Here is an 11274-nt window from a genome sequence, read left to right on the forward strand (position 1 = left end):
CCTGAGAAGATTTCCATGAAGAGCAGACAGGTTTATGGGGCCTGAAAAACAGGAATTATGGGAATTGAAGCAGCGAGCCTGACGTCTCAGTGAACCCTGGTTTGCGCGTCGACCGCTTATTCGGTTTTAGATCAACTTGTGAAAAAGGACGACACATGACGAAGCTTCAAGGAGTGCTCACGGCCCTGCCGGCACCGCTCAACAGTGAGGGGCGGCTTGTTCTGGAAGTGTTGGAGCGTCACATCGAAGATTCGATCGGTGCGGGCGTAGCCGGGTTTTGGGTCAGTGGTGGGACGGGCTGCTCCATGTACCTCGACTTGCCGCAGCGGAAGCAAGTCCTCAAAGAGACCGTGGCGGCGGTCGGCGGACGTGTACCGGTGTTGGCCCTGGTGTCGGCCATGTCGCTACGAGACGGGATCACCCTGGCCGAGTATGCAGGCCAACTCGGCGTTGCCGGCGTCAGCGCGCTACCCCCCATATTCTATAAGACCACAGTGGCCTGCACGATCGACTATCTATCTGTATTGCGCAAGGCTTCTGGTTTGCCGTCCCAACCGAGGTCGTCGAGTCTGTCTACCCGTGGGAGGACTTTGAACTACTGCACTCGTCCGTCGGGTGGAGAGAGGACGAGTCCAGTCTCTTCGAAGGCCTTTCGTGACTGACGAGCTCCAACGATTTCAAACCGCACTTGAGGCTGTGCCCAAGATTCTGCTCGGCGCCACCGATCCCGTTGGTCCTGAGAACGAACGCTGGCTGCGGTATCTCGGCGAGCACGTATCGGTCGTCGTAGCGGCTTGGGGTGCGGCTCCGATTGCCAAATGTCAGGCCGTGCGAGTCGCTGCACTTCTGGAGCTGTGTGAACGGGCCGACGATGGTCGCGCACTGTTCACGGAGCCGATCAGTGTTACCGCAATGGACTCCGCCGTCCGCATTATGCGAGCCCTGACGACGCACGCCCTGGCGGTGTTCTGGGAGATGAGCGCGGATTCTGAGCAGGCGCTTCTCGCTTACGTCCTCAAGAAGGTGCGTGGGCTGCCGAAAGGATCGACGCTTCGCGATCTCCACATAGCCGTACGAGGGAAAAAGTCGATCGATACGATCAAGGACGTGCGCGACCTCCTGGACGATCTAGCTGAGCGTGGTTGTCTACGTCTTCGCCTGCGCCCGCCCACTGGTGGACAGCCGCCCTCGCCGATCCTGGAAATCAATCCTGCCATCCTGGATAGGCATACACAGAAGTCACAGAAGTCCCCTCACGGGCCTTCTACCGAGACTTCTGCGACTTCTGCGCGGGTGAATCCGGGGACGGGGACAGAGAAAGACCCGGCTCCAAACCCTGAGGAGCTGTCTGAAGACGGCGGCGAATACCTCGAAGACGAGCGGGCCGGACTGCGGACCGAGGAGCCGATTGAAGACGCTCCCGTAACCAACGGCAAAGGCACACCCGATTCAGGAGCCCAAACGCCGTCCCCTGAATTGTGGGAAGGCCCCCAGGAGCCAGATGACACCGCCGACCGGGCTGAGGGTGTGCTGTGACCGCGGCGGATCTTCTCCGAGTGGTCCGAGAGCAGGGGGTCGAGTTGACCCCAGACGGAGACCAACTCCGGTACCGGGGACCGCGCGAGGCGTTAACCCCCGATATGCTCATCGAACTGAAGCGCCTCAAGCCCGACATCCTCGCGCTTCTCTCCACCCCCCATGAGACACATCCCTGCTCGCGCTGCCAGCGGTTCACCTTCCCGGAGGCGGGCGTGGTGTGCTACTGGTGTCGTTCGACCCCCGAGGCCGACGCATGAAGGTCCTCGACCCCGGCCGCACGCGCCGCGCGTTATCGCTCAACGTGACGCCGCTAGCCGATTGTCGATATCGCGTCCGTGGCGGCACCGCTGAACACGTTGTACGCGCCGACGAACTGCCGTGGCGGTGTGATTGCCGAGACGCGGCCTACCGGCCCGATGTCCGATGCAAGCACGTCCTTGGCACCTACCTACACCGCCAGCTCGCACCAGCCGTGCGTGACGCTCTGCGCTCTGCGTTGGGTGCGTCATGAACATCGCGGACCTCCGGGCCATCGCTGTCGAGTGGCGCGAAGAAGCGGAGCGGTACCGGCGACGCGGGCAGGAGCACCTGGCCCTCTTCGAGGAGTCGCTCGCCTGCGACCTGGAGGAGCGGTTGAACGCGTGGTACTTCGAGAAGGTGACGCTCCATGAGGCCGCCGAAGAGTCGGGCGTCGCGTATTCGACAATCCAGCAGAAGGTCGCGAGCGGCGAGTTACCCAACGCAGCAGAGAAGGGGAGTCCACGGATTCAACGTCGTCACCTTCCGAGCCGTGGTGGGGGAGCTCCCCAACTCAAGGGCGAGCCCGACATCGCTGCCGAAATACTGAGCGTGTCATGACGGCCTTGCATCTCTCCACGTCCGAGCATACTAATATGCTTATGGGCAAGAAGACTGAGGACCGGTATCGGACGGCGTTGGAGCTCCTGAACCTGAAGGAAGTCTCGCGTCAGACGGGTCGTGGATGGCGGACGCTGATGGGCTACAAGCGGTCAGAGCGTCGCGTCACCGAGCCCGCTGCGCGGGAGCTGATCGACTATCTCCGACATCAGTCCACGCGACTCACGGCTGCGGCGGATGCCCTCGAAGCAGCCCTGGAACAGGAGGAGGCCGATGGCTAGGCGGAAACGCTGGAGCTACGCGGTAGGGGAGAGACCCCATACCGTCACCGTCTTTGAGCGCGGGCCGGGAGGTGTGCTGCAGATCGCCGCTTGGGATTCCACGCTCAGGGATGGCAAAGGAGGGCAGCGATGCCTCTCGCTTGGTTACCGGGACAGGGACCGGGCGAAAGCATACGCACATGAGCAGTGCGCGAAGCTCCAGAAAGGGGTTGATGACATTGCCCTCGGACACGTGGAACTCTCTCGTGTGTTCGCTCTCTACCTGAAGGAACGCACACCGTGGAGGACTGAGGGGGTCCAGCAAGCAGATCACCGCTGTGGCGAAATGTGGTCGAAGGTCCTCGGGGGGAAGACGGACCCTCACAGGATTTCGCTTGCTCACTGGGAGCGGTTTGTTCGTGACCGAGCGAGTGGTGCGATAGATCCAAGGGGCAATGCCGTTTCCGAGCAGAAGCGCCGAAAGGTCCGGGCGCGGGTGGTGGATGCAGACTGCAAGTGGCTGCGGTGGGTCTTCAACTGGGCGTCGAAGTGGCGCACGGCGCAGGGCTACTATTTGATGCGTGAGAACCCAGTGCGGGGCTTCGAGACTCCCACGGAGTTGAACCCGAGGCGTCCGGTCGCGACGGAGGACCGCTACGAAGCGGTTCGGGGTGTGGCGGATCAGGTGATGATGGAGACCCGATGGGGTCGGACGCTGGAGGCCAGAAGCTACCTGTCCGAGGTACTCGATATCGTGAACGGCACGGGCCGACGCCTCTCGGCAGTGTGCTCACTGCGGTTCGATGACCTGGACCTCCGACTACGTGACGGCTGCCCCCACGGCAGCATCCGTTGGCGCGCCGACACCGACAAGAGCGGCATAGAGAGGATCGTGCCGATGGACCCGAGGGTCCGCACGGCTATCGACCGGATCTTGCGGGAGCGCCCCGGCGTGGGCTCCGCCCCTCTGTTCCCGAAGCCGACCGACCCAGGAGTACCGATGACTCGACATCTAGCCGCGAAGTGGCTCCAAAAGGCTGAGGTGTTGGCGGGGCTAGAGCCACATAAGGGCAGCCTATGGCATGCCTACCGGCGCAAATGGGCGACGGAGCGGAAACACCTACCCGATGTGGACGTTGCCGAGGCAGGCGGCTGGAAGACGACAGAGACGCTGAAAACCGCCTACCAGCAGGCCGACCCCGAGACTATCTTATGCGTCGTCTGGGGCCCGGCAGTTGAGAGAAGTGCAGTGAATTCGGCCCCAACTCGCCCAGCGTGCGCGCACCCCCCCTTGGGGCGATGGATTGGCGTAGGCGAAAACCCCGCGCTATTGCTGGAAGAAGTACACTTTTGCGCCCGTAGCTCAGTTGGATAGAGCGCATGCCTCCGGAGCATGAGGTCGCAGGTTCGAATCCTGTCGGGCGCGCTTGGAAAGCGAAGCGCCGCAAGGCTTTACGGCTCTGCGGCGCTTCCCTTGTCAGGCTAGGTGTGTCTCAACTGTGTCCCGTTTGGCCCTATTCGCTTCTGCCGAGTACCGCTGAGAGCACCCCTGCGGCGTCGGCTTGCTGGTAAGACTTCTTCATGGTGGCAGGGTCCTTCCATCCCGCCGCGGCCGCGACGTCGACGTCCGGTAGGCCCCGCCTCTCCGACGCGAAGAGCCTTCTGTACGGGTGGAAGACTCCTCCCTTGACCTTGGGTTGCCCCGCGAGTCTCTCGGCCCGTAGGAGCCACTTGGCGGCTGTCTCTCGCCGGATAGGCTTGGACGGGTCCCGGGGGGCAGGGAAGAGCGGCACGTCGCCCACACGTGGACTCCCGCGCAGGTAGTGGTCCAACTCCGCGCGCGTGTCCGCGCTGATCGGCGTGACGAACAAGAGCCCCTGCTTGTCCGTCTCCGCGCGCCAGCGGACGGCGCCGTGAGGCATATGCTCGGCCCGACGTTCGTCCATCCCTTCGGCCGCGAGCGCGGACCGGATGCGGTCCGCCGAGAGTAGCACGTCCGAAGCCCAGAGCTTGCAGATCGCCGCCTCACGCCTGCCCGTGAACCTTGCGAGGCTGAGAATGCACCGGAGCCGTCCTTCGGGGTCGATCCCGTCGATGTGCTTCATGGTGGCGACGTAGCGTTCGTGCGAAGCGATGGGCCGCCGTGGGTTTTTCTCGGTTGGCCACTCTTCGCCGGCAAGTGGATTGCTCGAGAGGAGCTTGTCGCCGTTCGGCTTCGTGAAGCCGCACCCCCAGGCGAACGCGGAATGGCACCACCGAAACTCCCCGGCCAGCGCACCGTCCCGGACCGGGCGTGGTTTCCGGTACCCGCGCCGGCGCTTGCCGTCTTCATCGGGCTCGAGCCCAGGCGAGACGACCTCGAGGTTACGTCGCTTCTGGCAGTAGAGCATGATGCGCGTCTGGTCCACGGCACGCACGGCCAGATCCCGCCCCCACGCTTTCTCGAATAGATGAATCCGCGTCTCCGCCGACCGTGCCCACGCGCCCGAGAGCGTCGGCAGCTTGTGACGGCGGTACTGGTCGAAGAGCTGACCGAGCGTGAGCGTCTCCGGGGTCACGCCGGTGAGTCGCGCCTTTGCGATGCTCCGCGCGATGGCTCTTGCGCGTTCTTCTGCGAGCTGCCGACTCGAAGTATCGAGGCTGCGCCGGATCTTCGAACCGTCCGGACGGACGATCGAGTACCAAAGACGCGAAGAGCCGGGGCGCTGGTAGACACGCACCCGTACCCCGGACTCTTCGACCGTGGTGCTCCAGTGCTTTCGTTTTGGCATTCAGTCCTCCTCAGATGTGTGCCAGGACCTCTTCAACTTTTTGAGCGCGTTGTCGTGGGCCTTCAAGAACTCCGACAGTCCGTGCACGCCTGGCATCACGGCCTCTATCGCACGGACTTGACTCGCGGCCTCGTGATAGTGGCGGATGGCTACGGCCAAGTCCTCCTGAATGCTCTCGGTGTTCGACCAACTTTCGTTTCTTTCAACTTCAGTCCTCCATGAGGGTCAGGTATCCCCCCTCCTGGAGGTATAACCGCCGCGTAGTGTGGTGGTTCAGGAGGCCGCAGAGCCCCAGGTCGTAATACTTCGCGACCATGATCTGGTCGGTCAGGTGGTCGGGTTGAACGACCACGAGGTCGCCGGGCTCCGCGTCCAACTCGGGGATGCGTTTAACGACTTCGGTGCACCACACGCGGCCGCTCATGAGGTCACATCCCCCGCGTGGTCCTGACGGCCCGACAGGCAGTGACGGTGCTCTTCGATGACCGCCAGCGCTTCCGGACCGAACCGGTGCACCACCAGCACAGGTGTTGCGTTGCGATCCCAGGGACGGGAGCGGTTGCGGGTAGGCTGACATGGAGTGTGGGGTAGGCAGGAGGCGTTCCGTTCCGAGCGCGCCCTAGGTGGGGAACGTCCGGAACGGGTGTAGATGGGTGGCGTCGGGACGTGTGCCAGGGGTGCAGGGATGCGCGAGGTCAGCCGCAGGAAAGGGAGAGCTGGGAAGGGTCGTCGGGTGCGGGGCCGTTGAGGGCGGCCAGCGCCCAACCGTCGGATCCGCGCACGACGTGGCCACGCAGCTCGAGGTCGCGGAGCGCATCTCCGAGGCGAGTGTTGTTGACGCGGAGCTGCTTGCGGAGCGCTGCCCTGGAACGTGGCTCGCCAGCACGTCGGAGCACGGCGCGCACCTGCTCGGCGAGGGGCGTCGGCGGTCTGTCGTCGTCGTGGTGGTCGTCGACGAGCTGGAGCCTGACGGGCTGGCCGTCGCCGCCGGCGAGTGTGAGCAAGATGGGCTCAGGTGCGGGCGCGGCACGGTGTTCGACGGTGAGTCGTAGGCGCTGTTCAGTGTGGCGGACGAGGTAGCAAGCGGAATCGATCCATGCGTGCAGGTCGGAGCTGCCGCGGAGCGCCTGACCGAGGTCGCGTCGAGCGCGCTTGGCCATATGGTGAACGATGAGGACGGCGACGTCGTGACGGCGGTTGAGTTCGCGAAGAAAGCCGAGCAAGCCGGAGACATCTGCAGCACTGTTCTCATCCAAGCGATGCAAACGTACGAGCGGGTCGAGCACGAGCAACTTGGGCCGGAGCGCGGAGATCGTGGCGTCGAGCGCGCGACGGTCGCGCTCGATGTCGAGGCGCAGACTCGGTGCCGTGACGACATGCAGGTCGAGGCCACTCAGTGAGATGCCTCGGTGCTCACAGATCTGGGCGACACGCTCGCGTACACGTGGCAGCCCGTCTTCGGCGAGATAGACGAGGGCCGGGCCCGGGCTCAGCACCTCGAAGCGACCGAGGCAGGCGGTGGCCGAAGCCACCGAGACCGCGAGGTCGAGCCCTAACCATGACTTGCAGGTCTTCGGCGCGCCTCCAATCACGCCAACGGCGGAGGCGCCCCACAGATCCCGGACCAGCCACCGCGCCTTATCCGGCTCCGCGTCGATGGCATAGACCCGGAGCGTGGGCAGTACCGGGGTTCCCGGGGTCCTTCCCGGGGTCCTTCCCTCAGTCACGGCCACAGTAATTTGCGTGCCGCGATGACGTTGCCCGAGCAGACCGCCGAGGCACCGGCCTGTGCGACGAGCTCGATGGATTTGAGCGCGATGCGGTCGATCGCGCGCAGGTTGCCATGGCTCATCTCGAAGATGGCCTCGAGCGCATCGCCATCGAAGGGGTGGACCTCGGCACCGGCGACGACACACCGATGCGTCACGTAGGCGTGGGTCTCGTCGCGGGACAGTAGTCTGAGGGTCGCGTAGTGGGCGAGCCGCTGAGCCATGGCCTGCTGGTCCGCGCGGGCGAGCATCGTGCGCAGCGGCGGCTGACCCGCGAGCACGAGGGACAGTACGAGCCGGCTGTCCATCTCGAAGTTGGTCAGCAGGCGCAGCATCGCCAGGGACTCGGGCCGCAGATCATGGGCCTCGTCGAGCAGGATGACCGGACGCAGGCCGTTGGCGCCTGAGGTGTGGCAGAAGGCGTCCTGCAGCTTGCGCACGAGCGACGGGAAGATGCCGGCCGTTGAGAGCCCGCACGCCGCTGCGATCTCCTTGCACAGATCGCGCTTCGACAGCCCGGTCACCTTAACGTATCGGACCTGGTAGCGCGCCTCGGGCAGCGCGTCGAATAGGACCCTCAACGCCATGGTCTTGCCGGTACCGGCCGGTGCGATGAGCGCGGCGCTCATGCGCTGACGGACGGCCTCGATCAGGGCGTCCGTCGCCTCAGCCTGATGGGGCAGCACGAAGCGCTCCGCGACGGAGAGCTCGCGAGTGAACGGGGTCTTACGGAACCCCATCGGGCTCAGGTCGATGCTCATGGCTCCTCCTCATGTTCTTCTCGTGGTTCCTGCTGTTCTTCTGGCGGACCTTCGACGTCGATGAAGCCACCGTCGCCGTCGACGAGGGGGAGCAGGTCGCGGTTGAACGCGAGGGAAGCGGCGGTCGTGGGCACCCCTTCGTCGGGCCGCGGACCCGGATCGGGGCCCTCGGGGCCCGCAGTGCCCGAGCCGCGGCGCTCGGTCGCGTTCGCGTGGGGGTCGAGCTCGGCCAGCTCGACCCTGCGTCCGTCCTCGAAGACCCATAGCCGTCGGTCAAGGACGTGGCGGAGCACCTCGATGCGACGCCCGCCGAGACCCCAGGGCGCCTCCCACAGCTGGCCGCCTTCCTTGATGACATGGTCCGCCGAGACCTTGCGTATGGTGCGTACGACGAAGCGGAAGTACAGGTCGGTCTCGTCGTCTGGAAAGCGCAGTGGGCGTCCCGCATCCCAACGCTGCCGTGGCGTGTCCTTACCGAGCGTCTCGTGGGGTGTGTCGTTGTAGCCCACGAGGTAGTGGCGCAGACGCAGCGTCAGCGCACCACAGTCGGGGTCGACCTCGGCGGCGCCGTCCAGCGCGCGCAACACCTGGTCCTGAGCGGTGCGGTTGAAGCGCTCGATCGCTCCGCGCCCCGCCGGGTACCTCGCCTTGCCGTGGATCAGCCAGGCACCGAGCCCGCTCTGGACCACGGTGAGCGTGTCGCTCGAGATGAAGCCGGGACCACGGTCGAGGTACAGCAGATCCGCGAGCCCGTGCTTGTGTACGACACCGTAGAGCCCGCGCAGAAAGAGTTCGGTCGACTCCGAGGTGCCCACGAGCACGTCCAAGCCGTACCGGGTGGCGTCGTCCAGGAAGAAGAGCGCGACCCGACGTAGCCGCTCACCTCCGGCTCGGAAGTGCTTGCCGTCACAGAGCAGGCAGCGCATGCGTTGTGCGTAGCGCCACCTCCGTGTGTCGCCCTCGCGCTTGGTGTCTGTACGAGCGCGGGTCACGAGGCCCATGCGCCGGCAGGCCCGCCAGACCGTGGTCCGGTCGACGGACAAGTCGTCGGGCACGATGCCACGCAGGCGCGCACGACGTAGTAGCTCAGGAACACTGGCCCGGGGATCGCGCGGCTTCTCGGCACGTATGAACTCGACGAGCTTATCGCTCAGCACGAGCGAGGTCTCGGTCCGCCGCCGGCTCTTGGGCTCGATCGCCGCGAGACCGCCCGCCGCGTAGGCCGCACGCCAGCGCTGGATCGTGCGTTCGCCTACACGATAGTCGCTTACAGCGCGACCGCCGGCATCGTCCAGACGGGCGTGGTCGCGCCCGGCGACTTCGCGCACCGCTGCACCCACCCGCCACCCGCCGAGCACGAGAGCCTCGACCTGAGCGAGCACGGAGTACCGCAGCAGTGCCACAGGCGACGGAGACGGCGCAGGACCAGGGGAACGGGACGTGTTGTCGATCATGAACACGACGCTAGATCGTTTTCTGTCCGCTCGCGCCGTGCAAAGTCGTGGGTGGTGGGCTCCGGCCCCGTGGGCACACGACGGTCGGGTGTTCCGTGGGGCTGGAACGGCTCGCACGGGTTACGACCCAGGTCCCTCGGGCCAGGTCCCAGCGTCGCACGTCCGTCCACACGCCCACGATCACGCCAGACGCCAGGATCTGGTCCAGTAGCGCACCGTCGAGGGCCAACGCCATGAGCACAGCGAGAACCGCCGCACCTCGCTGCGACCAGCTCCTCGACCAGATCCGTGCACCACTCGCCAGCGTCATCGTTCCCACCCCGAGACGGGTCGCCACACGCTCGCGCGTGCCCTCATCGAGTTCCGGATGCACGCCCATCAGCCGGCCAGCCAGCTCCAGACGACGACCCTGCGTTCGCCGGCGTCGACTGTCATCCGCCGGGCTGTCCGACGGCCACCGCGCGCCACCCGCCGCGTCCACTGCCGCAGAGAACAGCGTCGTCGCCCACCCCCGATCCCCCGTATCTCCCGCACGCAGTAGCGCGCCCGACGCGCTGCACGACACCACCGCTTCACGCCCGTACGGTACGTGCCCCGGAGGATATAGCGTGTGGCGACCCACTGGATGCTCCGTGCAGCCCACCACCGCCACCGGGTAGCGTGGTCCCGTCTTGCGGCTACGCCGGTGATCCACGTACACCGAGCACGTATCCGTCGGTGACGCATACACGCACCGAGCCGGCAGTACCGCCCGTAGCTCGCCGCGCGCGTCTACCTCGTACGCTGTCGTCGCGAAGATCGACTTGCCTCGACCACCAGCCTGGCCCAATCTTCCGCTCCACGTGTGATGGCCCGGGACCCCTCTCGTCAGAACAGAGGCCCACGTCCATCCATAGTGAAGCCCGCGGCCCCATACAGCCGCGGGCTTCGCAACTTCTGCATCCTCCCGACCCGCTACGCAAGCTCCCCCACCCCCCCGACTCTACGACATCACGTCCGCAACCGGGTCCAACTCACTCCGTCATTGGGATCGCAACGCAAGAAAGGGGGCGGCCGAATGGCTCAGCCTGTCCTGGAGGACAGCGGGGGGCAGACCCTCAGGAGTCGAACTCGTCGGGCAGCGACTGATCGAACACGAATTCTGGGATGGGCTCGGCCTCGGTGGGATCGAAGACTGGGGTCTGGTCGAGGAGGAAGTCTCCCTGCGGGGGGCCGCGAGCCGGTGAGATAGGGGGAGGTGTGTGAGGGAGCTCGAGGTGCTCCAGGATGGCGACGACCACGGGCGGGACGGTGATGAAGGAGAGTGAAGGAGCGGTGATCGTCCGCATCCCAGAGAGCACGAGTATACGTATATAATAACACTAAATATACGTATATCCGCTAGAAAGCCATGCCGCCGGACTTCCTCTCCGACCGGCATATCGCGGCACGACCCCGATGCAACCCATCGGCTCTTCCTCCTGTCCAATACCTTGACTATCTAGGTACCATCGGTTCGCTTAATGCTCAGACTATCTAGGTATACTTCAGGAGGCACTCGTGCCCAAAGGCCGATCCCACATGGAGGTTCGAATGAAGATCGTAACAAGTATTCCTTGGATCGGCAGTCTGGCCTCGACAGGCCCGGGGGCGGCCCTGTTGCTCCTAGCGCTCGCCATTCTTCCTGACCCCGCTTCCGCCCAGACGCTCACCCTCTCGACAGCCACGATCGAGGATGTCAACGCAGCGTTCGATTCCGGAACACTCACGTCCGAGCGGCTCGTCGAGCTCTACCTCGCCCGCATCGAGGCGTACAACCAACAAGGGCCTGCGCTCAACGCGATCCTCTGGCTGAACGACGCGGCGCTCGCAACGGCTCGGGC

Annotated in this window: 15 protein-coding genes and 1 tRNA gene; 8 read left to right on the plus strand and 8 right to left on the minus strand. The window is 65.1% G+C overall.

Annotated features, from left to right (window positions below):
• Positions 1-155: 155 nt before the first annotated feature.
• From IIB36_19350 to IIB36_19380, 7 genes are all read left to right on the plus strand, one after another.
• Complete coding sequence (locus tag IIB36_19350) at positions 156-662, plus strand: dihydrodipicolinate synthase family protein (GenBank protein ID MCH7533899.1); 507 nt, start codon at positions 156-158, stop codon at positions 660-662.
• The gene (locus IIB36_19355) at positions 616-1536 is read left to right on the plus strand and encodes a DUF1643 domain-containing protein (protein MCH7533900.1); all 921 of its coding nucleotides are present in this window, start codon (positions 616-618) and stop codon (positions 1534-1536) included. Before IIB36_19350 ends, IIB36_19355 begins: the two co-directional genes overlap by 47 nt.
• Entirely contained in the window at positions 1533-1796 is a 264-nt protein-coding gene (locus IIB36_19360; protein ID MCH7533901.1) for a hypothetical protein, read from the plus strand. The genes IIB36_19355 and IIB36_19360 overlap by 4 nt, the downstream gene beginning before the upstream one ends.
• A gap of 250 nt (positions 1797-2046) precedes the next feature.
• Complete coding sequence (locus tag IIB36_19365; GenBank protein ID MCH7533902.1) at positions 2047-2397, plus strand: hypothetical protein; 351 nt, start codon at positions 2047-2049, stop codon at positions 2395-2397.
• Between the two features lie 41 nt (positions 2398-2438).
• Entirely contained in the window at positions 2439-2678 is a 240-nt protein-coding gene (locus IIB36_19370) for a hypothetical protein (protein ID MCH7533903.1), read from the plus strand.
• Positions 2671-4032, plus strand: a complete 1362-nt coding sequence (locus IIB36_19375; protein ID MCH7533904.1) for a site-specific integrase — start codon at positions 2671-2673, stop codon at positions 4030-4032. Before IIB36_19370 ends, IIB36_19375 begins: the two co-directional genes overlap by 8 nt.
• Positions 4010-4083: transfer RNA gene (locus IIB36_19380), tRNA-Arg, on the plus strand. The genes IIB36_19375 and IIB36_19380 overlap by 23 nt, the downstream gene beginning before the upstream one ends.
• A gap of 88 nt (positions 4084-4171) precedes the next feature.
• Here the strand turns inward: IIB36_19380 and IIB36_19385 are convergent.
• The 8 genes from IIB36_19385 to IIB36_19420 form a co-directional block, all read right to left on the minus strand.
• Positions 4172-5428 carry a site-specific integrase gene (locus tag IIB36_19385; GenBank protein MCH7533905.1) on the minus strand — a complete coding sequence of 419 codons (1257 nt, stop codon included), beginning with the start codon at positions 5426-5428 and terminating at the stop codon, positions 4172-4174.
• Complete coding sequence (locus tag IIB36_19390; GenBank protein MCH7533906.1) at positions 5429-5587, minus strand: hypothetical protein; 159 nt, start codon at positions 5585-5587, stop codon at positions 5429-5431.
• A 49-nt stretch (positions 5588-5636) separates the two neighbouring features.
• Complete coding sequence (locus tag IIB36_19395) at positions 5637-5852, minus strand: hypothetical protein (protein ID MCH7533907.1); 216 nt, start codon at positions 5850-5852, stop codon at positions 5637-5639.
• 271 nt (positions 5853-6123) lie between these two features.
• Positions 6124-7155, minus strand: coding sequence for an AAA family ATPase (locus tag IIB36_19400; protein MCH7533908.1), 1032 nt, complete (start codon positions 7153-7155; stop codon positions 6124-6126).
• On the minus strand, positions 7152-7958 hold the full coding sequence (locus tag IIB36_19405; protein MCH7533909.1) for an AAA family ATPase: 807 nt from the start codon (positions 7956-7958) through the stop codon (positions 7152-7154). Before IIB36_19405 ends, IIB36_19400 begins: the two co-directional genes overlap by 4 nt.
• Positions 7955-9418 (minus strand): hypothetical protein, encoded by a 1464-nt coding sequence (locus IIB36_19410; GenBank protein ID MCH7533910.1) that lies wholly within the window; start codon positions 9416-9418, stop codon positions 7955-7957. The genes IIB36_19405 and IIB36_19410 overlap by 4 nt, the downstream gene beginning before the upstream one ends.
• A gap of 4 nt (positions 9419-9422) precedes the next feature.
• The gene (locus IIB36_19415) at positions 9423-10241 is read right to left on the minus strand and encodes a hypothetical protein (GenBank protein ID MCH7533911.1); all 819 of its coding nucleotides are present in this window, start codon (positions 10239-10241) and stop codon (positions 9423-9425) included.
• Between the two features lie 268 nt (positions 10242-10509).
• The gene (locus IIB36_19420) at positions 10510-10740 is read right to left on the minus strand and encodes a hypothetical protein (GenBank protein ID MCH7533912.1); all 231 of its coding nucleotides are present in this window, start codon (positions 10738-10740) and stop codon (positions 10510-10512) included.
• Between the two features lie 244 nt (positions 10741-10984).
• Here IIB36_19420 and IIB36_19425 point away from each other — a divergent pair.
• Positions 10985-11274: hypothetical protein (locus IIB36_19425; GenBank protein MCH7533913.1), on the plus strand; the 290-nt coding region annotated here is incomplete at its 3' end.

This window comes from Gemmatimonadota bacterium (assembly GCA_022560615.1).
Classification (GTDB): Bacteria; Gemmatimonadota; Gemmatimonadetes; order Longimicrobiales; family Gaopeijiaceae; genus UBA1138.